The organism is Streptomyces griseoflavus (assembly GCF_014649995.1).
Classification (GTDB): Bacteria; Actinomycetota; Actinomycetes; order Streptomycetales; family Streptomycetaceae; genus Streptomyces; species Streptomyces griseoflavus.
The window spans coordinates 292,602-315,529 of the sequence record NZ_BMUC01000007.1; the positions used below are offsets into that span (position 1 = coordinate 292,602).

The window sequence follows — 22,928 nt, forward strand, 5'->3', positions numbered from 1 at the left end:
ACCCCATGGCAACGAGCACCATGAGCAGGATCACCAGGGTCCTGCTGGCACCCGCCCTCGCGCTCGGCGCGACGGTCGGCCTCGCCTCCGCCCCCGCGCACGCCGCCGTCTGGAGCACCTGCGACCAGTGGGGCAACACCGGCCTGAACGGCTACACCCTCTACAACAACATCTGGGGCTCCGGCCCCGGAGCCCAGTGTTTCTGGGCCAACTCCGGCACCAACTGGGGCGTGTGGGCGAACCACCCCGACACCGGAGGCATCAAGTCCTACCCGAACTCCAAGAAGGTGATCAACAAGCCGATCGCCTCCCTCGGTTCGCTCACCAGCAGCTACAACGTCACCGTCCCGTCCTCGGGCGCGTACAACACCTCGTACGACATCTGGGACACGGACTACGACTACGAGATCATGCTGTGGGTCAATCACCACGGGGCCGTCGGCCCGCTCGGCTCCCCCCAGGGCACGGTGAGTCTCGGCGGGCACACCTGGAACGTGTACAAGGGAAGCAACGGGCACAACGAGGTCTTCTCGTTCCTGCGCACCTCGGACTCGAACTCCGGCACCGTCGACATCCTGCCGATCCTCAAGTGGATCAAGGACACCAAGGGCTGGATGGGCAACGAGACCATCGGTGACGTGCAGTTCGGCTTCGAGATCACCTCGTCGTCCGGCGGACTGGACTTCCGCACCAACAACCTGACCGTCTCGGGCGGCTAGGCGGCACGGCTCCACGCCGCCCGCACCGGCCCGCGGTGCGGGCGGCTCCTACGGAAGGGGTGCCGGACCCGAACTGGCCCGCAGTGTGAGCTCCGGCGCGAGCAGGACGACCTCGTCGCCGGCGCGGCCGTCGAGCTTGGCGACGAGCTGCTCCACGGCGTGCCGGCCCATCTCCTGGGCGGGGATGGCCACCGACGTCAGCCGCACCGACGCCTGCACGGCGACCTGGTCCGGGCAGACCGCCACCACGGAGACGTCCTCGGGCACGGCCCGGCCCTGCTGGCGCAGCAGCGCGAGCAGCGGTTCGACCGCCGACTCGTTCTGCACGACGAAACCCGTGGTGCCGGGACGCTCGTCGAGGATCCGGGCGAGCGTCACCGCCATCGCGTCGTACCCGCCCTCGCACGGACGGTGCAGCAGCCGCACCCCCAGCTCCCGCGCCCGGCCGCGCAGTCCGTCCAGGGTGCGCTCGGCGAAACCGGTGTGCCGCTCGTAGACCGCCGGGGCCTCGCCGATGACGGCGACGTCCCGGTGCCCGCGCTCGGCCAGGTGCTCCACGCACAGCGCGCCGGTGGCCTTGAAGTCGAGGTCGACGCAGGTCAGGCCCTCGGTGTCGGCGGGCAGACCGATCAGCACCGCGGGCTGCCGCGCCCCGCGCAGCAGCGGCAGCCGCTCGTCGTCCAGCTCGACGTCCATGAGGATCATGCCGTCGGCGAGCCCGCTGCCCGCGACCCGGCGCACGGCGTCCGGACCCTCCTCGCCGGTGAGCAGCAGCACGTCGTACCCGTGGGTGCGCGCGGTGGTGGCCACCGCGATGGCGATCTCCATCATCACCGGCACGTACATGTCCGTGCGCAGGGGGACCATCAGCGCGATGATGTTGGACCTGCTGCTGGCCAGGGCGCGGGCCCCGGCGTTGGGGTGGTACCCGAGCTCGTGGATGCTCCGCTCGACCCGCTGGCGCGTGCCCGCGGAGATGGACCGCTTGCCGCTGAGGACGTAGCTCACCGTGCTCGCCGAGACTCCGGCGTGCTGGGCGACCTCGGCGAGGGTGACCATCCGCGTTCTCCAAGTGTGTGAAGCGCTTCGACAATAAGGCGGGGCGTACCGGGGTGGGTGAGGGTGGTTCGACAGTAGCCGCACAGGACAAGGGGTGTCCAGAGGCTGTCGAAGCGCTTCGACAGTTTTGTTCAGGTGTGCGACGCGGTGAGGCGCCCCGGAGACGTTCCGCGGGAGAATTGTCCCTCAACGCCGGATGATGCCGAGCCCCAGGGCCGCGGCGACCGCCGCGGTGCGCGAGTCGACCCCGAGTTTGGCGTAGACGTGCGCCAGGTGGGACTTCACCGTGGCCCGGGTGAGGTGCAGCCGCTCGCTGATGCCCTGGTTGGACAGCCCTTCGGCGACCAGGGCGAGCACCTCCGTCTCGCGCCTGGTCAGCGCGGTGTGCGGGGCGCGCAGCCGGTTCATCAGCCGGTCGGCGACCGCGGGCGCGAGCGCGGTGCGTCCCGCCGCCGCGGTGCGCACGGCGGCGGCCAGTTCCTCCGGCGGCGCGTCCTTGAGGAGGTAGCCGGTGGCTCCGGCCTCGATCGCGGGAAGGGTGTCGGCGTCGGTGTCGTAGGTGGTGACGACCAGCACGCGGGGCGCCCCGGGACGGGCGGTGATGGCGGCGGTCGCCTGCGATCCGTTCATGCCGCCGCCGAACCGCAGGTCCATCAGTACGACGTCGGCCCCGCCGGACGCGGCGAGTTCCACGGCCTCCTCGGCGGTGGCGGCCTCGGCCACGATGGCGAAGTCCGGCTCGGTCTCCAGGACCGCGCGCAGCCCGGCCCGGACCACCGGGTGGTCGTCGGCGATCAGGATGCGGATGGGGAGGTCGTCCACCTAGGCCTCGTTCCCGTCCGGTGCGCCGGAGCGCCGCTGTCCGGCGTCCAGGGGGAACCGTGCCGACAGGGCGGTGCCGCCGCCCGGGGACGACTCCAGGACCAGGGCGCCGTGCAGGGCACGCGCCCGGGCCCGCATCGCCGCGATGCCGAACCCGCCGGCCTCCGGGTCCGGAGCCGGCAGCCCCCCGGGGTCGAAACCGGTGCCGTCGTCGACGACGTCGAGCCGCACCCCGTCGTCGAGGTGGCTCAGGGTGACCTCCCCGGTGGTGGCACGGGCGTGCCGGACGGTGTTGGACAACGCCGACTGGGCGATGCGCAGCAGGGCCACCTCCACGGCGGTGGGCAGCGCGCGGGGCGTGCCCGCGAGGCGGAAGCGCACGGCGACGGGGTGCTGGGCGCTGGTGGTGGCGCACAGCCGCTCCAGGGCGCCCGCCAGGGTGGTGCCCTCCAGCGCGGGCGGGGTGAGGGCGGCGACGAACCGCCGGGCATCCGCGAGATTGCCCACGGCCGTCTCCCTGGCCCGCACGACGTGGGCGGCGGCCGCCGCGGGCCGGTCGGGCAGGGCCCGCTCGGCGGCGCGCAGCAGCAGCTGGATGCTCGACAGCCCCTGGGCCAGGGTGTCGTGGATCTCGCGGGCCAGCCGCTCACGCTCGGCCAGCACCCCCGCGGTGTGCTGCGCGGCCGCCAGGCCGGCGCGGGCGGCGGTGAGCTCCTCGATCAGCCGGCGGCGCCGCTCGCTCTCCCGGTACAGGGCCTGGTACCCCCACACCACCGCGACGGCGACGGCCGCCCCGAGGGCCGGCCCGATGGCCACGGCGGGGGAGAACACCCCCCGGTGCGCGGCGAACGCGGTGACCGCGGCGACGGCGGTGGCCATGACCGCGAGCAGTCCGCCGCGCCGGGACAGCAGGTGCAGCTGGAGGAAGTACAGCGGGAACGCCAGCCACACCCCGTCCGGGGTCAGCGCCAGCAACAGCAGCCAGCCCGCGCCCAGCGCCGCCAGCCACCACCGGGCGGCACGGCGCGAGGCGGACACGGCCGGGGTGAGCGGCCCGGCCGCGTAGACCCCCGCCACGGCGGCGCACACACCGATCACGGCACCGGTGTGCGCCACGTCCCCGGTCGCCGCCCGCACGGCGGCCAGGGCCAGCAGCCCCGCCACGAGCAGGTGCAGCGAACGGGCCAGGGCCCGGGTGGTCGGAGTGAGGCTGTTCATCGACCCCAGCCTACGGAGAACAGCGCATACCGGGCATCGATCAAAAGGTGGAGACCGGCACCGACCCTTCGATTCGCAAACTCCCCTCCTGGGCGCGATGCCCCCGGGCCCGGCCGGCCGCGACGGTGGGAGCACACCGATTCACCGATCGAAGGAGCAGGCCGGAACATGTTCGTCGGCTGGAGGGACCTCACGTTCGCCAAGGGGAGATTCGCCCTGATGGGCGCCGTCGTCGTCCTGATCACCCTGCTGGTCGGCCTGCTGTCCGGCCTGACCGCCGGGCTCGCCCGGGAGAACGTCTCCGCCGTGACGGGGCTGCCCGCCGACCGCGTCGCCTTCGCCGCCCCCGCCGGCGGCCAGGACCTCTCCTACGCCGACTCCACCGTCACCGAAGCGCAGTGGCGGCGGTGGGCCAAGACCCCCGGAGTGACGCGCGCGGAACCGCTCGGCATCACCACCACCAGGGCGACCGCAGGTGCGCGCACCACCGGCGTCTCCGTCTTCGGTGTCCTGCCCGGCTCGACGCTGGCCCCCGACGGCGCCCGGATCGCGGACGGCACGGTGATCGTGTCGGCCGCCGCGGCCGAGACGCTCGGTGTCGGCGCGGGCGACCCCGTCACCCTCGCCGGCCGGACGCTCACCGTCGCCGCCACCGGCGGCCTGGCCTCCTTCAGCCACACCCCCGTCGTCTGGACCTCCCTGCGCACCTGGAACGCCGTCGCCCCGCCCACCGCCGCCCGCGACGGCGGACCCACCGCCACCGTCATCGCCCTGGACACCGGCCCGGACGCCGACCTCCCGGCAGCCGACCGCGCCGCCGGCACCCGGACCGTCACCAAGGACGACTCCCTCTCCGCGATCGGCTCCTACACCTCCGAGAACGGCTCCCTGCAGCTGATGCGCGGCTTCCTGTTCGCCATCTCCGCCCTGGTGGTCGGCGCGTTCTTCACCGTCTGGACCATCCAGCGCGGCGCCGACGTCGCCGTGCTGAAGGCGCTCGGCGCACCCACCCGCCGGCTGCTGGCGGACGCGCTCGGCCAGGCCCTGGTCCTGCTGACCGGCGGAACCCTGGCCGGCACCGCCCTCGCCGCCGCGATCGGCGCCGCCGTCTCCGGATCGGCGGTCCCCTTCGCCCTCACCCCCGCGACCGTGCTGGTCCCCGCCGCCGTGACGGTCGTCCTCGGCGCGCTCGGGGCCGCCCTGTCGGTCCGCCACATCACGTCCGTAGACCCGCTGACCGCCCTGGGGAGCACCCGATGACCCTCGAACTGACCGACATCACCCTCACCTACCCCGACGGCGACACCCGGCTCACCGCCCTCGACCGGGTCACCCTGCACGTCCCCCGCGGCAGCGTCACCGCCATCGTCGGGCCCTCCGGCTCCGGCAAGTCCAGCCTGCTCGCCGTCGCCGCCACCCTCGTCACCCCCGACTCCGGCACCGTCACCGTCGACGGCACCACGACCACCGGGCTCGGGCGCGGCGACCTCGCCGACCTGCGCCGCCGCGCCATCGGCATCGTCTTCCAGCAGCCCAGCCTGCTGCCCTCCCTCACCGCCGCCGAACAGCTCCAGGTCATGGCCGCGATCGACGGCCGCCCGGCGCGCGGGGCCCGCGGCCGGGCGATGGAACTGCTCGACGCCGTCGGCCTCGCCGACCGGGCGGGCCACCGCCCCCACCAGCTCTCCGGCGGCCAGCGCCAGCGGGTGAACATCGCCCGCGCCCTGATGAACGACCCCACCGTCCTGCTGGTCGACGAACCCACCAGCGCACTCGACCACGAGCGCGGCGCCGCCGTCGTGGACCTGCTCACCCGGCTCACCCACCGGCGCGCCACCGCCACCGTCCTGGTCACCCACGACCGCGGCCTGCTCACCGCCGTCGACCGGATCGCCGAGGTCCGCGACGGCCGGCTCGCCCTGCCGGCCCCGGCGCCCTGAGCGCGCGTATCGGCCGAACGGCCGCACGAAGGGTGGTGGGGTCGCTACGAATCGGGTACATACGATCGGGTAGCACCAGTCAGTAACGCACGACTCCGCACGACTCCACCCACTTCGCGGCGAGGTGAGCCTCATGTCCGCAGTACCCGAGTCCCCGGCCCGGCCCACGGTCACCGAACGGGAGGCCCGCGAGGTCGCGGAGGCCGCCCGTGAGCAGGACTGGCGCAAGCCCAGCTTCGCCAAGGAACTGTTCCTCGGCCGCTTCCGGCTCGACCTGATCCACCCCCACCCCCTGCCCGCCGACGACGACGTCCAGCGCGGCGAGGAGTTCCTCGCCAAGCTCCGCGACTTCTGCGAGACGAAGATCGACGGCGCCACGATCGAACGCGACGCGCGCATCCCCGACGAGGTGATCACCGGGCTCAAGGAGCTCGGCGCCCTCGGCATGAAGATCGACACCAAGTACGGCGGCCTCGGCCTCACCCAGGTCTACTACAACAAGGCCCTCGCCCTGGTCGGCTCCGCCAGCCCGGCCATCGGCGCGCTGCTCTCCGCCCACCAGTCGATCGGCGTCCCGCAGCCGCTGAAGATCTTCGGCACGCGCGAGCAGAAGGAGACGTTCCTCCCGCGCTGCGCCCGCACCGACATCTCGGCGTTCCTGCTCACCGAGCCGGACGTCGGCTCCGACCCGGCCCGCCTCGCCACCACCGCCGTCCCCGACGGCGACGACTACGTCCTCGACGGCGTGAAGCTGTGGACCACCAACGGAGTGGTCGCCGACCTCCTCGTCGTCATGGCGCGCGTGCCCAGGTCCGACGGGCACCGGGGCGGCATCACCGCGTTCGTCGTGGAGGCGTCCTCCGAGGGCGTCACCGTCGAGAACCGCAACGCCTTCATGGGCCTGCGCGGGCTGGAGAACGGCGTCACCCGCTTCCACCGGGTGCGGGTCCCGGCCTCCCAGCGCATCGGCGAGGAGGGCCAGGGCCTGAAGATCGCGCTGACCACGCTGAACACCGGACGGCTGTCGCTGCCCGCGATGTGCGTCGGCTCCGGCAAGTGGTGCCTGAAGATCGCCCGCGAGTGGTCGGCGGCCCGCGAGCAGTGGGGCAAGCCGGTGGCGCTGCACGAGGCCGTCGGCTCCAAGATCGCGTTCATCGCGGCCACCACCTTCGCCCTGGAGGCCGTGGTCGACCTGTCCTCGCAGATGGCCGACGAGGACCGCAACGACATCCGCATCGAGGCCGCCCTCGCCAAGCTGTACGGCTCGGAGATGGCCTGTCTGATGGCCGACGAACTGGTCCAGATCCGCGGCGGACGCGGCTTCGAGACCGCCGAGTCCCTGCGCGCCCGCGGAGAACGCGCCGTCCCCGCCGAGCAGATGCTGCGCGACCTGCGCATCAACCGCATCTTCGAGGGCTCCACCGAGATCATGCACCTGCTGATCGCCCGCGAGGCCGTCGACGCCCACCTGTCGGTCGCCGGCGACCTGATCGACCCGGAGAAGTCCCTCGGCGACAAGGCGAAAGCCGGCGCCGGAGCGGGCCTCTTCTACGCCAAGTGGCTGCCGAGACTCGTCGCCGGGCCGGGACAGCTGCCCACCGCCTACGGCGAGTTCAAGCACGGCGTCGACCTGTCCGCGCACCTGCGCTACGTCGAGCGCACCTCCCGCAAGCTGGCCCGCTCCACCTTCTACGCCATGTCCCGCTGGCAGGGGAAGATGGAGACCAAGCAGGGCTTCCTCGGGCGGATCGTCGACATCGGCGCGGAACTGTTCGCGATGAGCGCCGCCTGCGTCCGCGCGGAACTGCTGCGCGGCCGCGGCGAGAACGGCCGCGAGGCCTACCAGCTCGCCGACGCCTTCTGCCGCCAGTCCCGCATCCGCGTCGAGGAACTCTTCGGCCGGCTCTGGTCCAACACCGACGACCTCGACCGCAAGGTCGTCAAGGGCGTGCTCTCCGGCACGTACGCGTGGCTCGAACAGGGGGTCATCGACCCCTCCGACGACGGACCCTGGATCGCCGACGCCACACCGGGCCCGTCCGAGCGCGAGAACGTGCACCGGCCGATCCGCTGACCCGCGCGGCCCGCACCCCCCTTCCGGTGGTGATCCACGTCCGGGCAGGGCGGCATCCGTACGACCGGATCCCCCTGCCCGGCCGGGAGACCCCCGCCCCCGCGCCCGGAAGAACGCCCGCCCCGGCAGCCGGGGCGGGGCCCCGGCGGCGGCCGGGACCCGACACAATGGGGGCCATGACCGACGCTCCAGCCCCCCTCGCCGATCCGCACCTGGTGTACGACCCCGTGGTGGGAGACGGCCCGAAGGACGTGGTGATCCTCGGCTCCACCGGGTCGATCGGCACCCAGGCCATCGACCTCGTGCTGCGCAACCCCGACCGCTTCCGGGTCACCGGCCTGTCCGCCAACGGCGGCCGGGTCGCCCTCCTCGCCGAGCAGGCCCGCCTGCTGCGGGTGCGCACGGTCGCCGTCGCCCGCGAGGACGTCGTACCGGCGCTGCGCGAGGCGCTGTCCGCGCAGTACGGCACGGGGGAGCGGCTGCCCGAGATCCTGGCCGGACCGGACGCGGCCACCGAGCTCGCCGCCTCCGACTGCCACACCGTCCTCAACGGCATCACCGGTTCCATCGGCCTCGCGCCGACCCTCGCCGCCCTGAAGGCGGGCCGTACCCTCGCGCTCGCCAACAAGGAGTCGCTCATCGTCGGCGGCCCGCTGGTCAAGGCGCTGGCCGCGCCCGGCCAGATCATCCCGGTCGACTCCGAGCACGCCGCCCTCTTCCAGGCGCTGGCCGCCGGCACCCGCGCCGACGTCGCCAAGCTCGTCGTCACCGCCTCCGGCGGCCCCTTCCGCGGCCGCACCAGGGAGCAGCTGGCCGGCGTCACCGTCGAGGACGCCCTCGCCCACCCCACCTGGGCCATGGGCCCGGTCATCACGATCAACTCCGCGACCCTCGTCAACAAGGGCCTGGAGGTCATCGAGGCGCACCTCCTCTACGACATTCCCTTCGACCGCATTGAGGTCGTGGTGCACCCGCAGTCGTATGTCCACTCGATGGTTGAGTTCACGGACGGATCGACACTGGCCCAGGCGACGCCCCCCGACATGCGCGGGCCCATCGCCATCGGCCTCGGCTGGCCCGAAAGGGTCCCCGACGCCGCCCCGGTCTTCGACTGGAGCAAGGCGTCCACCTGGGAGTTCTTCCCCCTCGACAACGAGGCGTTCCCCTCGGTGAACCTCGCCCGGCACGTCGGCGAGCTCGCGGGGACGGCCCCGGCGGTGTTCAATGCGGCGAACGAGGAGTGCGTCGAGGCGTTCCGCTCCGGCGCGCTGCCGTATCTCGGGATCATGGAGACGGTCACCCGGGTCGTCGAGGAACACGGCACCCCGGCGACGGGAACCTCCCTGACCGTGTCGGACGTCCTCGAAGCGGAGACCTGGGCCCGGACCAGGGCCCGGGAACTGACAGTCCGGACGGCGAGCGCGGAGGCGCGTGCATGACGATCGTGATGTTCATCCTCGGCATAGTCGTCTTCGCGGTCGGCCTGCTGTTCTCCATCGCCTGGCACGAACTCGGGCACCTGTCCACGGCCAAGATGTTCGGCATCCGCGTGCCCCAGTACATGGTCGGCTTCGGCCCGACCCTGTGGTCCCGGCACAAGGGCGAGACCGAGTACGGCGTCAAGGCGATCCCCCTCGGCGGATACATCCGCATGATCGGCATGTTCCCGCCGGGCCCCGACGGCCGGGTGGAGGCCCGCTCCACCTCACCGTGGCGCGGCATGATCGAGGACGCCCGCTCCGCCGCCTTCGAGGAGCTGCGGCCCGGCGACGAGAAGCGGCTGTTCTACACGCGCAAGCCGTGGAAACGCGTCGTGGTGATGTTCGCCGGCCCGTTCATGAACCTGATCCTCGCCGCCGTGCTGTTCCTCACCGTGCTGATGGGCTTCGGCATCCAGCAGCAGACCACCACCGTGAGCTCCGTCTCCCAGTGCGTGATCTCACAGAGCGAGAACCGCGACGACTGCGCGAAGTCCGACCCGCAGTCCCCGGCCGCGGCGGCCGGCATGAAGGCCAAGGACAGGATCGTCGCCTTCGACGGCGTCAGGACCGACGACTGGGCCACCCTCTCCGACCTCATCCGGGACAGCGCCGGCAAGAGCGTGCCGATCGTCGTGGACCGCGACGGCCGGGAGGTCACCCTCCAGGCGAAGATCGCCACCAACCTGGTCGCCAAGAAGGACGGCAACGGCGCCTACGTCGAGGGCGAGTACGTCAAGGCCGGCTTCCTCGGCTTCAGCGCGGCCACCGGCGTCGTCAAGCAGGACCTCGGGGACTCCGTGGTCTGGATGACCGACCGGGTCGGCGACGCCGTCGACTCCCTCGCCGCCCTGCCGTCCAAGATCCCCGCCCTGTGGGACGCCGCCTTCGGTGACGGCCCGCGCGAACAGGACTCCCCGATGGGCGTCGTCGGCGCCGCCCGGGTCGGCGGCGAGATCGCCACCCTGGAGATCCCCGCATCACAGCAGATGGCCATGTTCGTGATGCTGCTCGCGGGCTTCAACCTCTCCCTGTTCCTGTTCAACATGCTCCCGCTGCTGCCGCTCGACGGCGGACACATCGCGGGCGCGCTGTGGGAGTCGCTGCGCCGCAACCTCGCCAGGCTGCTGCGCCGCCCCGACCCGGGGCCGTTCGACGTGGCGAAACTGATGCCGGTCGCCTACGTCGTGGCCGGGGTCTTCGTCTGCTTCACCATCCTCGTCCTGATCGCGGACGTGGTGAACCCGGTGAGGATCTCCTAGCACCCGGCCCGGCCACCCGCCGTCCACGACGGCCCGGCCACCCGCCGTCCACGACGGCCCGGAACCCCGGCGTTCCGGGCCGTCGCCCTTTGGGCGGGTTTACGGGCGCGATGTGCCCGCGCACCGGCCCGTGCCGTAATCTCGGAGCCCGGGGCCCGCTGCTCACGGGGAGCCGGAGCTCGAACCACGACTTGGGGTTGCACAGCAGATGACCGCGATTTCTCTCGGCATGCCGTCCGTTCCGACCAGGCTCGCCGAGCGCCGCAGGAGCCGGCAGATCCAGGTCGGATCCGTGGCGGTCGGCGGGGACGCCCCCGTGTCCGTGCAGTCGATGACGACCACGCGCACGTCCGACATCGGGGCGACCCTCCAGCAGATCGCCGAACTCACCGCGTCCGGCTGCCAGATCGTCCGCGTGGCCTGTCCCACCCAGGACGACGCCGACGCCCTCCCGGTGATCGCGAGGAAGTCGCAGATCCCGGTCATCGCCGACATCCACTTCCAGCCCAAGTACGTGTTCGCCGCGATCGAGGCCGGCTGCGCCGCCGTCCGCGTCAACCCCGGCAACATCAAGAAGTTCGACGACCAGGTCAAGGAGATCGCCAAGGCCGCCAAGGACCACGGCACCCCCATCCGCATCGGCGTCAACGCCGGCTCGCTGGACCGGCGCCTGCTCCAGAAGTACGGCAAGGCGACCCCCGAGGCGCTGGCCGAGTCCGCCCTGTGGGAGGCGTCCCTCTTCGAGGAGCACGACTTCCGGGACATCAAGATCTCCGTCAAGCACAACGACCCGGTCGTCATGGTCGAGGCGTACCGCCAGCTCGCCGCCCAGTGCGACTACCCGCTGCACCTCGGCGTGACCGAGGCGGGCCCCGCCTTCCAGGGCACCATCAAGTCGGCCGTCGCCTTCGGCGCCCTGCTCTCCCAGGGCATCGGCGACACCATCCGGGTGTCGCTGTCGGCCCCGCCGGTCGAGGAGATCAAGGTCGGCATCCAGATCCTGGAGTCCCTGAACCTGCGCCAGCGCGGACTGGAGATCGTCTCCTGCCCCTCCTGCGGCCGCGCCCAGGTCGACGTGTACAAGCTCGCCGAGGAGGTCACCGCCGGCCTCACCGGGATGGACGTCCCGCTCCGCGTCGCCGTCATGGGCTGCGTCGTCAACGGCCCCGGCGAGGCCCGCGAGGCCGACCTCGGCGTCGCCTCCGGCAACGGCAAGGGCCAGATCTTCGTGAAGGGCGAGGTCATCAAGACCGTCCCCGAGTCGAAGATCGTGGAGACGCTCATCGAGGAGGCGATGAAGATCGCCGAGCAGATGGAGAAGGACGGCGTGGCCTCCGGCGAGCCCGAGGTCTCGGTCGCCGGCTGACGGTCGCGCCGGGCGCGGGCCGCGGCAGCCGGCCCGCGCCCGGCGGGTGGGGGCGCCCCGGCCCGGGGCCGGACCGGGGCGGCGCTGCCCGGCTTCCGCGGGTACAGTGCGGAAATCAGGCAGACCCCTTTGTGTGAGGCCCCCGCTTTTGTTGACGCAGACCACTTCACGGGTCCTCGAGCCGAGCGACCTGGCCGCAGCCCTCGCCGTACTCGACCGCGAGCCGGTCGCGAACGCCTTCGTGACGGCCCGGGTCCGGATCGCCGGCCTGGACCCCTGGAGACTGGGCGGCGAGATGTGGGGCTGGTACGAGGGGGGCGTCCTGACCTCCCTCTGCTACGCCGGCGCCAACCTGGTGCCGATCTGCGCCACCCCCCGGGCCGTGCGCGCCTTCGCCGACCGCGCCCGCCGGGCCGGGCGCCGCTGCTCCTCCGTCGTCGGCCCGGCCGAGCCCACCGCCGAACTGTGGCGGCTGCTCGAACCCCAGTGGGGCCCGGCCCGCGAGGTCCGCGCCCACCAGCCCCTCATGGTCACCGACCGCATGCCCCGCACCGTCGCCCCGGACCCCCGCGTCCGCCGCGTCCGCAAGGACGAACTGGAGACGATCATGCCGGCGTGCGTGGCGATGTTCACCGAGGAGGTCGGCATCTCCCCGCTGGCCGGCGACGGCGGCCTGCTCTACCAGGCCCGGGTCGCCGAACTCGTCGGCGCCGGCCGCTCCTTCGCCCGCTTCGACGCCGACGGCAAGGTCGTCTTCAAGGCCGAGATCGGCGCCGCGACCGACCGCGCCTGCCAGATCCAGGGCGTGTGGGTGGCCCCCGAGCACCGGGGCAACGGCGTCGCCGCCCCCGGCATGGCCGCCGTACTGCGCTACGCCCTCGCCGACGTCGCCCCCGTGGCGAGCCTCTACGTCAACGACTTCAACACCCCCGCCCGCAGGACGTACGAGAAGGTCGGCTTCCAAGAGGTCGGAGCCTTCATGAGCGTGCTGTTCTGACCGGCGCGCCCCTGTAGTCTCCCCGGCATGCTGCGCTTCCCCGGTCACGGCCGCCCCGAGCCCGACGACATCGTGATCGGCCCCCTCGACCTGCCCGGTCACGTCGACGAGGCGCTGACCGTGCAGGCACTGGCGTTCGGCCTCGGCCCCGACGAGGTGGCCGTCCGCCGGCAGATCGTGCTGCGCCACATGACCTTCCCGGGTGCCAGGGCCTTCGGCGCCACGGTCAGGGGCCGCCTCGTCGGCTTCGTCTACGGCATGCCCAACGACCGCACCCACTGGTGGTCCACCGTCGTCGAGCCCTATCTGCGCGCCCGCGGCCACGGCGACTGGCTCGACGACTCCTTCGTCATCACCGAACTGCACGTCCACCCCCGCTACCAGAAGCACGGCATCGGGCGCGCCCTGATCACCACGATCACCGACGGTGCCGAGCAGCCCCGCTCCATCCTCTCCGCGATCGACATCGAGAGCCCCGCCCGCCACCTCTACCGCTCCCTCGGCTACCAGGACCTCGCCCGGCAGGTCCACTTCCCCAGCGCCGCCAGGCCGTACGCCGTCATGGGAGCCCCGCTGCCGCTGCCGCGCGCGTAGCGGACGGCGGACAATCGATTTCCGCCGCCGCCTCCCGCCCGGCTAACCTCCCTGTCATCCACCAGCCCCACACTCGGCCGCGCTCGAGCGGGGGGACCCTCAGCAGCAGGAGTACGAGAAGCATGGCGAACGCACCGGTCCAGCGCATGTCCCAGTTGATGGCGAAGACGCTGCGCGACGACCCGGCGGACGCCGAGGTCCTCAGCCACAAGCTGCTGGTCCGCGCGGGCTACGTACGCCGTACCGCCGCCGGCATCTGGACGTGGCTGCCCCTCGGCAAGAAGGTCCTCGCCAACGTCGAGCGCATTGTCCGCGAGGAGATGGACGCCATCGGCGCCCAGGAGGTCCTGCTCCCCGCCCTGCTGCCGCGTGAGCCCTACGAGGCCACCGGCCGCTGGGACGAGTACGGCGCCGAGCTGTTCCGCCTCCAGGACCGCAAGGGCGGCGACTACCTCCTCGGCCCCACCCACGAGGAGATCTTCACCCTGCTGGTGAAGGACCAGGCGTCCTCCTACAAGGACCTGCCCGTGATCCTCTACCAGATCCAGACCAAGTTCCGCGACGAGGCCCGCCCCCGCGCCGGCATCCTGCGCGGCCGCGAGTTCCTCATGAAGGACTCCTACTCCTTCGACCTCGAGGACGAGGGCCTCGCCCAGTCGTACGCCCTGCACCGCGCCGCGTACCAGAAGATCTTCGAGCGCCTCGGCCTCGACTACCGGATCGTCGCGGCCACCGCGGGCGCCATGGGCGGCTCCAAGTCCGAGGAGTTCCTCGCCCCCGCCGAGGCCGGCGAGGACACCTTCGCCGACTGCCCGAACTGCGACTTCGCCGCCAACACCGAGGCCGTCGCCTACGACCTGAAGCCGGTCGACGGCTCCGCGGTCCCGGCCGCCGAGGACATCCCCACCCCCGGCACCCCGACCATCGAGACCCTCGCCGCGTCGCTCGGCGTGCCCGCGTCCGCCACGCTGAAGAACCTGCTGGTCAAGGTCGCCGGGGAGATCGTCGCCGTGGGCGTGCCCGGTGACCGCGAGGTCGACATGGGCAAGGTCGAGGCGCACTTCGCCCCGGCCGCGGTGGAACTGGTCACCGAGGCGGACTTCGCCGCCCGCCCCGACCTGGTGCGCGGCTACGTCGGCCCGCAGGGCCTGGACAAGGTCACGTACATCGCCGACCCGCGCGTCGCGCCCGGCACCGCCTGGATCACGGGCGCCAACAAGGCCGACACGCACGCGAAGAACGTGGTCGCCGGGCGCGACTTCGAGGTCGACGCGTACGTGGACGTCGTGGTGGTGCAGGAGGGCGACCCCTGCCCCAGGTGCGGCACGGGGCTGCGCCTGGACCGCGCGATCGAGATCGGCCACATCTTCCAGCTCGGCCGCAAGTACGCCGACGCCCTCAAGCTCGACGTCCTCGGCCGGGAGGGCAAGCCGGTCCGCGTCACCATGGGCTCCTACGGCGTCGGCGTCTCCCGCGCCGTGGCGGCGCTCGCCGAGCAGACCGCCGACGACAAGGGCCTGTGCTGGCCCGCCGAGGTCGCCCCGGCCGACGTGCACGTGGTCGCCGCCGGCAAGGCGCTGCAGACGGAGCTCGCGCTCGACGTCTCCGAGAAGCTGTCCGCCGCCGGGCTCCGCGTCCTGGTCGACGACCGCGCGGGCGTCTCCCCGGGCGTGAAGTTCACCGACTCCGAGCTGATCGGCGTCCCGCGGATCCTGGTCGCGGGCCGCCGCGCCGCCGAGGGCATCGTCGAACTCAAGGACCGCCGCACCGGCGAGCGCGAGGAACTCACCGTCGAGGAAGCAGTGACCCGCCTCACGGCCTGACCCCCGGGCCGCGGGGCGGCACCCACGGGGTGCCGCCCCGCGCCGCGGACAGCCGTGCCGCACGGGGCGAGGGGGAGGGCGGGCGCGGCGGCACCCCGCTGGCGTCGGGCCGCGCCGCCCCCCGGCCGCACCGACACCCGTCGCCCCGCAGGACCCCGCTCACAGCCAGGCCGCGAACTCCAGCAACAGCTCCGCGTCCCGCTCACGCCGCACCCGCCGGGCCCGCACACCGGACTCCACCGCACGGAACAGCGTCCAGCCCCGCAGCCGGTCACGGTCGACGTCCAGGGACTCCGCGAGCCGCTTCACCCGGCGGCGCGTCGTCGTCGCGCCCGACGGCTGGGCGATCAGGTCCTCCACACGGTCGCGGACCAGCCGGGCCAGGTCGAAGGCGTGCTCACCGACCACCGGGTCGGGGCCCACCGCCAGCCACGGCGTCCGCTCCCCGGCGAGCACCTTGCTCTGCCGGAACGTCCCGTGCAGCAGACGGTGCTCGGGCGGCGCGGCCAGCAGTTCCTCCCGGGCCGTCAGCGCCGCGTCCACCAGCGGCGCCACCTCCGGGTCGGCCTCCGCGCTCGCCCGCATCGCCCGCGCCTGCCGCCCCGTCCGCTCGGCGACCGTCTCGAAACCGTGCTCAGCGGGCGGGTCCACCCAGAGCCGGCGCAGTGTCCCCGCCGCCTCCAGCAACGCCCGCGCCTCCGGCAGCGTCCGCACCGAGACGTCCGGCTGCAGCCGCTCCAGCAGCAGCACACCCCCGGCCCCCGGCGACGCGGAGGGCTCCTCCAGCAACTGCACCGCTCCGAGCCCGTCCCAGAGGGCCAGCGCCGCCCGCTCACTCTCCGGGCGGGCCCGGCGCGGCGCCAGCTTCAGCACCGCGGGCTTCCCGCCGGCCGTACGCACCAGCACCACCAGGCTGCTGCGCCCGCCCGGCACCTGCACCCGCTCCACGGTCAACTCGCGCCGCTCGACGGCCTCGTGCGCCAGCTCCGGCAGCCTCTCCAGCCAGTCGTCACCCTCGGGCGCCGTCTCACCGAGCGCCCTCACCAGACGCTGCGGCGGTTCGAAAACCATGCGCGAGTCGTTCCCTTCCTGCTGTACGCGGTGCCTGCCGCCCCGTCACGTCACGCGGACGGCGCCGGTGTCCCCGAAGCCGTACCGCCCCGCTCGGCGAGCCCAGGGAAGGCTACGCTCTCCCCGCTCCAGCGCACCGACCGCACCGCCGCCTCCCGCATCGCCTCGGCCGCCCCGCGCCGCCGCTCGCCGGTACTCGCGCGCACCAGATCGGCGTACACCCCGGCCACCCTGCTCTCCAGCTCGGCCGCCAGCCGCACCGCCGCGGCCGCGTCCGGCACCGGGAACGGCAGCGCGTACCCCGCCGCGGCGGCGACGGGCGTGCCCCCCGTGTCCCTCACCGCGCGCGCCAACGCGTCCCTGCGCGCCCGGTGCGCGTCGTACGCCGTCCGTGCCTCGGTGCGCCGTTCCCTGGCGACGCGCCCGCCGACGACCCCGTAGCCGTACACCGCCGCGTGCTCCGCGGCCAGGGCCGCCTGGAGAGCCCGCAGCTCCCCGTCCTGCGCGTCGCCCGCCTCGTTCACCGTCCGGCCTCCGTCAGCAGATAGACATGCGCCGCGCCGGCCGCGGCCACCGAGGCCAGCAGCCGGGCCAGTTCGTCCGGCGCGTCCAGCAGTTCCCGCGTCCGCCGGTCGGCGATCTCCCGCTCCGCCACCGCCAGTTCGGCGAGGGCCTCCTTCTCCTTCACGGGCACGGCGGCCCGGGTGGGAGCCGGGGACGCGGCAGCGGCCGTCCCGGAACCCGACGGTGACGGTGACGCCGACGGCGAGGCCTTCGCCGCACCGCCCTCCCCGAACGCCCGCGCGTGCGCGGCGACCTCCGCCCGCAGCGGACCCAGCCGCCCCGCCAGCCCGGGATGCGCGGCGACCACCGCGTCGTACCGCTCGGCGAGTTCCCTGCTGTCCGCGGCGGCACGCGCGCGGGTCCGGTCGGCCGCCGAGGGGCGGCCGCTGCCGCCGTCCTCGGGCTTCCCGGGCCCGGCGGAACAGCCCGCCGCCAGCAGGGCCGCCGGGGCGACGGCGAGCAGGATCCTTCTGCGCGGCCCCGAACGGGCGGGCGGAGACGAGGGGAACGGCACGGCAGACGTCCTCGGGGACTCGTACGAACGTGACGACGGAAGGGAAGCGGACCGCTGGCCCGCGATCACGGTACCCGTGCGTCCGCCCCGCGGCCGTCAGCGGCACCCTCCCTGACCGGGGTGGACGGCAACACCCCCCGCGACCGGATACCCTTTGACGCAGACAGCGCACCGTCCCACAACAGCACACGCGGCCGAGGAGTCACCCGGATGAGCACCACCCAGAGCGAGAGGCTTCGAGAACTTCTGGAACCGCTCGTCAGCTCCCAGGGCCTGGATCTCGAAGAGATCGCCGTGGACGCGGTCGGCCGCAAGCGTGTGCTGCGCGTCGTCGTCGACTCCGACACCGGTGCGGACCTCGACCGGATCGCCGATGTGAGCCGCGCGCTCTCGGCGAAGCTGGACGAGACGGACGCGATGGGCAGCGCGGAGTACACCCTCGAGGTCGGCACCCCGGGCGCGGAGCGCCTGCTCACCGAGCACCGCCACTACGTGCGCGCCACCGGCCGCCTGGTGCGGTTCCAGCTGGCCGGCGGCGACGAACTCGTCGCCAGGATCACCGAGGCGGACGACGAGGGACTCGACGTCGAGGTGCCCGGGGTGAAGGGCCGCAGGCCCACCGCGCGCCGGCTCGCCTTCGACGACATCACCAGGGCGCGCGTCCAGGTCGAGTTCAACCGCAAGGACGACGCGTCCGACAAGAACAACGACAAGAAGGAAGAGGAGGCGTAATCGTGGACATCGACATGAGTGCTCTCCGGCTCTTGGTACGGGAGAAGGAGATCTCCCTCGACCTGCTGGTCGAGGCGATCGAGTCGGCCCTCCTCATCGCCTATCACCGCACCGAGGGAAGCCGCCGGCGCGCGCGCGTGGAGCTCGACCGGGAGACCGGACACGTGACCGTGTGGGCGAAGGAGGACCCCGAGGACCTCGAGGAGGGCCAGGAGGCCCGCGAGTTCGACGACACCCCGTCCGGCTTCGGCCGTATCGCCGCCACCACGGCCAAGCAGGTCATCCTGCAGCGCCTGCGCGACGCCGAGGACGACGCGACGCTCGGCGAGTACGCCGGCCGCGAGGGCGACATCGTCACCGGCGTGGTCCAGCAGGGCCGCGACCCCAAGAACGTGCTGGTCGACATCGGCAAGCTGGAGGCCATCCTGCCGGTGCAGGAGCAGGTGCCCGGCGAGACCTACCCCCACGGCATGCGGCTGCGGTCGTACGTCGTCCGGGTGGCCAAGGGCGTACGCGGCCCGTCCGTCACCCTGTCGCGCACGCACCCCAATCTGGTGAAGAAGCTGTTCGCCCTGGAGGTGCCGGAGATCGCCGACGGCTCGGTGGAGATCGCCGCCATCGCCCGCGAGGCCGGCCACCGCACCAAGATCGCCGTACGGTCCACCCGGTCGGGTCTGAACGCCAAGGGCGCCTGCATCGGCCCCATGGGCGGCCGTGTGCGCAACGTCATGGGCGAGCTGAACGGCGAGAAGATCGACATCGTCGACTGGTCGGACGACCCGGCCGAGATGGTGGCGAACGCGCTGTCGCCGGCCCGTGTCTCCAAGGTGGACGTCGTCGACCTGGCGGCCCGCTCCGCCCGGGTCACCGTGCCGGACTACCAGCTGTCCCTGGCGATCGGCAAGGAGGGGCAGAACGCCCGCCTGGCCGCCCGTCTGACCGGCTGGCGGATCGACATCCGGCCCGACACCGAGCAGAGCGGGGAATAGATCCAGGCCGCGGCGGGCTGAGATCACGACAGCTTTGTCCGCGGTGGTGTTCGATTCTTGCCCCGAAGGGGTGAGGTCGGTCCGGGGAGGTAGACTGAGGAGTGTCTGGCCGGACACGAGCTGGCGTATGCCCCGAGCGCACCTGCGTGGGGTGCCGGGAGCGAGCGGTCAAGAACGAGCTGCTGCGCATCGTGGCGATCGAGGACGCGTGCGTCCCGGATCCTCGCGGTACGCTGCCCGGCCGGGGTGCGTACGTGCACCCCGCCCCGGTCTGTCTCGACCAGGCGGTACGCCGCAGGGCGTTCCCCAGGGCGCTGCGCGTCCCGGGACCGCTCGACGTAAAGGCGTTGCGCCACTACGTCGAGCAGGCACAAGGTTGCTGAGCAGCGGCTCCGCGCCGGCTGTACGGCAACACGGCACGAACATGCCGCACGGAAACCCCCGTGCGGTCTGGTACCTCGCGAGTCGAAAGCAGGTCGAGATTGCGATGAGCACTCGATGAGTACGCGATGAGTACGCCCATGAACTAGCGACGGTCCGGACGCAACCCGGACCTCAGAGGAGCGAAGTGGCTAAGGTCCGGGTCTACGAACTCGCCAAGGAGTTCGGCGTGGAGAGCAAGGTCGTCATGGCCAAGCTCCAGGAACTCGGTGAATTCGTCCGTTCGGCGTCTTCGACCATCGAAGCGCCCGTAGTACGCAAGCTGACAGACGCCTTCCAGGGCGGCGGCAACGGCAAGTCCGCCGCCAAGCCCGGTGCGCCCAGGAAGGCCGCCCCCAGGCCGGCGGCGCCATCCCCGGCGCAGGCTGGGGGCCCCTCCCGCGCCGCTGGGGCAGCGGGGGACCGTCCGGCTGCCCCGAAGCCGCCGTCGGCGCCCAAGCCCGCCGCGGCCCAGCAGCCCGCGGCCCCGTCGGCGCCCTCGCCGGCGGCCTCCGGTTCGCGCCCGACGCCGGGCCCGCGGCCCGCGCCGCGTCCGGCTCCGGCGGCCCCGGAGTTCCAGGCCCCGCCCGCGGCGGCGGCCCCCGCCCCGTCCGGGCCGAAGCCCGGCGGCGCGCGTCCCGGTGCCCCCAAGCCCGGTGGCCGTCCGGCCGGTCCGGGCCAGGGGCAGGGTGGCCAGGGCGGCCGTCCGGCCGGCCAGGGTCAGCGCCCCGGTGGCGGCGCTCCGCGTCCGGGCGCCCGTCCGGCCGGTCCCCGTCCCGGCAACAACCCGTTCACCTCCGGTGGCTCCACCGGCATGGCCCGTCCGCAGGCCCCGCGCCCGCAGGGCCAGCGTCCCGGCGGCCCCGGTGCCCCCGGCGCCGGTCCCCGTCCCCAGGCCCCCGGTGGCCAGGGCGGCGGTCCGCGTCCGCAGGCTCCGGGCGGGCAGCGCCCGACGCCGGGCTCGATGCCGCGTCCGCAGGGCGGTCCCCGTCCCGGTGGCGGCCCCGGCGGCCCGCGTCCGAACCCCGGCATGATGCCGCAGCGTCCCGCTGCGGGCCCGCGTCCCGGTGGCGGCCCCGGTGGCCGCGGTCCGGGCGGTGCCGGTCGTCCCGGTGGTGCCGGCCGTCCCGGCGGCGGCTTCGCCGGCCGTCCCGGCGGCGGTGGCGGTGCCGGTCGTCCCGGTGGCGGTGGCGGTTTCGCCGGCCGTCCCGGTGGTGGCGGCGGCTTCGGTGGCGGCGGTGGCCGTCCCGGATTCGGCGGTCGTCCCGGCGGTCCCGGTGGCCGTGGTGGCACGCAGGGCGCCTTCGGTCGTCCCGGTGGTCCCGCGCGTCGCGGCCGCAAGTCGAAGCGGCAGAGGCGCCAGGAGTACGAGGCCATGCAGGCCCCGTCGGTCGGCGGCGTGATGCTGCCTCGCGGCAACGGCGAAGCCATTCGCCTGTCGCGCGGTGCCTCGCTCACCGACTTCGCGGAGAAGATCAACGCCAACCCGGCGTCGCTCGTCGCGGTCATGATGAACCTCGGCGAGATGGTCACCGCGACCCAGTCCGTCTCCGACGAGACGCTCCAGCTCCTCGCGGACGAGATGAACTACACCGTTCAGATCGTCAGCCCGGAGGAGGAGGACCGCGAGCTGCTCGAGTCCTTCGACCTGGAGTTCGGCGAGGACGAGGGCGACGAGGAGGACCTGGTGGTCCGCCCGCCGGTCGTCACCGTCATGGGTCACGTCGACCACGGCAAGACCCGCCTTCTCGACGCCATCCGCAAGACCAACGTCATCGCGGGCGAGGCCGGCGGCATCACCCAGCACATCGGTGCCTACCAGGTCGCGACCGAGGTCAACGAGGAAGAGCGCAGGATCACCTTCATCGACACCCCGGGTCACGAGGCGTTCACCGCCATGCGTGCCCGTGGTGCGCGGTCGACGGACATCGCGATCCTGGTCGTCGCGGCCAACGACGGCGTCATGCCGCAGACGGTCGAGGCGCTCAACCACGCCAAGGCGGCCGAGGTCCCGATCGTCGTCGCGGTCAACAAGATCGACGTCGAGGGTGCCGACCCGACCAAGGTGCGCGGTCAGCTGACCGAGTACGGTCTGGTGGCCGAGGAGTACGGCGGCGACACCATGTTCGTCGACATCTCCGCCAAGCAGGGTCTGCACATCGACAGCCTCCTCGAGGCCGTCGTCCTCACCGCGGACGCCTCGCTCGACCTGCGGGCCAACCCCACGCAGGACGCGCAGGGCATCTCGATCGAGTCCCGGCTCGACCGCGGCCGCGGTGCCGTGGCGACCGTCCTCGTCCAGCGAGGCACCCTGCGGGTCGGCGACACGATGGTCGTGGGCGACGCCTACGGCCGCGTGCGCGCCATGCTCGACGACAACGGCAACAACGTCGCCGAGGCGGGCCCGTCGACGCCGGTCCAGGTCCTGGGCCTGACCAACGTCCCGGGTGCGGGCGACAACTTCATCGTCGTCGACGAGGACCGTACGGCCCGTCAGATCGCCGAGAAGCGCGCCGCCCGTGAGCGCAATGCCGCGTTCGCCAAGCGCACGCGCCGCGTGTCGCTGGAGGACCTGGACAAGGTGCTCAAGGCCGGCGAGGTCCAGCAGCTGAACCTGATCATCAAGGGTGACGCTTCCGGTTCGGTGGAGGCCCTCGAGTCCTCCCTGCTCCAGCTGGACGTCGGCGAAGAGGTCGACATCCGCGTCCTGCACCGCGGCGTCGGTGCGGTCACGGAGTCCGACATCGACCTGGCGATGGGCTCGGACGCCATCGTGATCGGCTTCAACGTGCGCGCCGCCGGGCGCGCGCAGCAGATGGCCGAGCGCGAAGGCGTGGACGTCCGCTACTACTCGGTCATCTACCAGGCGATCGAGGAGATCGAGGCGGCCCTCAAGGGCATGCTCAAGCCGGAGTACGAAGAGGTCGAGCTCGGCACGGCGGAGATCCGCGAGGTCTTCCGCTCGTCCAAGCTGGGCAACATCGCGGGTGTGCTCATCCGCTCCGGCGAGGTCAAGCGGAACACCAAGGCGCGGCTGCTGCGCGATGGCAAGGTCATCGCGGAGAACCTCAACATCGAGGGTCTGCGTCGCTTCAAGGACGACGTGACCGAGATCCGCGAAGGCTTCGAGGGCGGTATCAACCTCGGAAACTTCAACGACATCAAGGTCGACGACGTCATCGCGACGTACGAGATGCGCGAGAAGCCGCGGGCGTAACACCCCGAGGTGCACACCGGCCGGCGGGACCACGGTCCCGCCGGCCGGCTCGTGTGTGGGGGCACCCGC

20 protein-coding genes are annotated in these 22,928 nt (G+C 72.9%); 14 read left to right on the forward strand and 6 right to left on the reverse strand.

Going from position 1 to position 22,928, the window contains the following annotated elements:
* Positions 1-5: 5 nt before the first annotated feature.
* The gene (locus IE172_RS17270; protein WP_190098125.1) at positions 6-719 is read left to right on the forward strand and encodes a glycoside hydrolase family 12 protein; all 714 of its coding nucleotides are present in this window, start codon (positions 6-8) and stop codon (positions 717-719) included.
* 48 nt (positions 720-767) lie between these two features.
* Here the strand turns inward: IE172_RS17270 and IE172_RS17275 are convergent, their stop codons facing one another.
* The 3 genes from IE172_RS17275 to IE172_RS17285 form a co-directional block, all read right to left on the reverse strand.
* Positions 768-1,778 carry a LacI family DNA-binding transcriptional regulator gene (locus IE172_RS17275; RefSeq protein WP_190098126.1) on the reverse strand — a complete coding sequence of 337 codons (1,011 nt, stop codon included), beginning with the start codon at positions 1,776-1,778 and terminating at the stop codon, positions 768-770.
* Positions 1,779-1,964: 186 nt separating this feature from the next.
* Positions 1,965-2,600 carry a response regulator gene (locus IE172_RS17280; protein ID WP_190098127.1) on the reverse strand — a complete coding sequence of 212 codons (636 nt, stop codon included), beginning with the start codon at positions 2,598-2,600 and terminating at the stop codon, positions 1,965-1,967.
* On the reverse strand, positions 2,601-3,818 hold the full coding sequence (locus IE172_RS17285) for a sensor histidine kinase (protein ID WP_190098128.1): 1,218 nt from the start codon (positions 3,816-3,818) through the stop codon (positions 2,601-2,603).
* Between the two features lie 168 nt (positions 3,819-3,986).
* On the opposite strand from IE172_RS17285, the gene IE172_RS17290 reads away from it, so the two are divergent.
* From IE172_RS17290 to IE172_RS17330, 9 genes are all read left to right on the forward strand, one after another.
* Complete coding sequence (locus IE172_RS17290; RefSeq protein WP_190098129.1) at positions 3,987-5,078, forward strand: ABC transporter permease; 1,092 nt, start codon at positions 3,987-3,989, stop codon at positions 5,076-5,078.
* Entirely contained in the window at positions 5,075-5,758 is a 684-nt protein-coding gene (locus IE172_RS17295; protein WP_190098130.1) for an ABC transporter ATP-binding protein, read from the forward strand. Before IE172_RS17290 ends, IE172_RS17295 begins: the two co-directional genes overlap by 4 nt.
* Positions 5,759-5,891: 133 nt before the next feature.
* Entirely contained in the window at positions 5,892-7,832 is a 1,941-nt protein-coding gene (locus tag IE172_RS17300; RefSeq protein ID WP_190098131.1) for an acyl-CoA dehydrogenase family protein, read from the forward strand.
* A gap of 176 nt (positions 7,833-8,008) precedes the next feature.
* Positions 8,009-9,271 carry a 1-deoxy-D-xylulose-5-phosphate reductoisomerase gene (dxr, locus tag IE172_RS17305; RefSeq protein WP_190098132.1) on the forward strand — a complete coding sequence of 421 codons (1,263 nt, stop codon included), beginning with the start codon at positions 8,009-8,011 and terminating at the stop codon, positions 9,269-9,271.
* The gene (locus IE172_RS17310) at positions 9,268-10,572 is read left to right on the forward strand and encodes a M50 family metallopeptidase (protein WP_498067187.1); all 1,305 of its coding nucleotides are present in this window, start codon (positions 9,268-9,270) and stop codon (positions 10,570-10,572) included. Before dxr ends, IE172_RS17310 begins: the two co-directional genes overlap by 4 nt.
* Before the next feature lie 208 nt (positions 10,573-10,780).
* Positions 10,781-11,938 (forward strand): flavodoxin-dependent (E)-4-hydroxy-3-methylbut-2-enyl-diphosphate synthase, encoded by a 1,158-nt coding sequence (gene ispG, locus IE172_RS17315; RefSeq protein ID WP_190098133.1) that lies wholly within the window; start codon positions 10,781-10,783, stop codon positions 11,936-11,938.
* 148 nt (positions 11,939-12,086) lie between these two features.
* Entirely contained in the window at positions 12,087-12,935 is an 849-nt protein-coding gene (locus IE172_RS17320; RefSeq protein ID WP_190098185.1) for a GNAT family N-acetyltransferase, read from the forward strand.
* 27 nt (positions 12,936-12,962) lie between these two features.
* Complete coding sequence (locus IE172_RS17325) at positions 12,963-13,529, forward strand: GNAT family N-acetyltransferase (protein ID WP_190098134.1); 567 nt, start codon at positions 12,963-12,965, stop codon at positions 13,527-13,529.
* Between the two features lie 122 nt (positions 13,530-13,651).
* A complete protein-coding gene (locus IE172_RS17330; RefSeq protein ID WP_190098135.1) occupies positions 13,652-15,352 on the forward strand; it encodes a proline--tRNA ligase in 1,701 nt (566 codons plus the stop codon).
* A gap of 159 nt (positions 15,353-15,511) precedes the next feature.
* Here the strand turns inward: IE172_RS17330 and IE172_RS17335 are convergent, their stop codons facing one another.
* Genes IE172_RS17335 through IE172_RS17345 form a run of 3 tightly spaced genes read right to left on the reverse strand, consistent with a single transcriptional unit; the run spans position 15,512 to position 17,501 of the window.
* Positions 15,512-16,423: an aminoglycoside phosphotransferase family protein gene (locus tag IE172_RS17335; RefSeq protein WP_190098136.1), complete on the reverse strand. Its 912-nt coding sequence runs from the start codon at positions 16,421-16,423 to the stop codon at positions 15,512-15,514.
* A 50-nt stretch (positions 16,424-16,473) separates the two neighbouring features.
* Positions 16,474-16,947 carry a ferritin-like domain-containing protein gene (locus IE172_RS17340; protein ID WP_190098137.1) on the reverse strand — a complete coding sequence of 158 codons (474 nt, stop codon included), beginning with the start codon at positions 16,945-16,947 and terminating at the stop codon, positions 16,474-16,476.
* A complete protein-coding gene (locus IE172_RS17345; RefSeq protein ID WP_190098138.1) occupies positions 16,944-17,501 on the reverse strand; it encodes a hypothetical protein in 558 nt (185 codons plus the stop codon). Before IE172_RS17345 ends, IE172_RS17340 begins: the two co-directional genes overlap by 4 nt.
* A 210-nt stretch (positions 17,502-17,711) precedes the next feature.
* Here IE172_RS17345 and rimP point away from each other — a divergent pair, with 210 nt between their 5' ends.
* The 4 genes from rimP (at position 17,712) to infB (ending at position 22,859) form a co-directional block, all read left to right on the forward strand.
* A complete protein-coding gene (gene rimP, locus IE172_RS17350; protein ID WP_190098139.1) occupies positions 17,712-18,233 on the forward strand; it encodes a ribosome maturation factor RimP in 522 nt (173 codons plus the stop codon).
* A gap of 2 nt (positions 18,234-18,235) precedes the next feature.
* Positions 18,236-19,222: a transcription termination factor NusA gene (gene nusA, locus IE172_RS17355; protein ID WP_190098140.1), complete on the forward strand. Its 987-nt coding sequence runs from the start codon at positions 18,236-18,238 to the stop codon at positions 19,220-19,222.
* 101 nt (positions 19,223-19,323) lie between these two features.
* A complete protein-coding gene (locus tag IE172_RS17360) occupies positions 19,324-19,605 on the forward strand; it encodes a YlxR family protein (RefSeq protein WP_189559457.1) in 282 nt (93 codons plus the stop codon).
* Positions 19,606-19,790: 185 nt separating this feature from the next.
* Positions 19,791-22,859, forward strand: a complete 3,069-nt coding sequence (gene infB / locus IE172_RS17365; protein WP_190098141.1) for a translation initiation factor IF-2 — start codon at positions 19,791-19,793, stop codon at positions 22,857-22,859.
* The last annotated feature ends 69 nt before the right edge of the window (positions 22,860-22,928 follow it).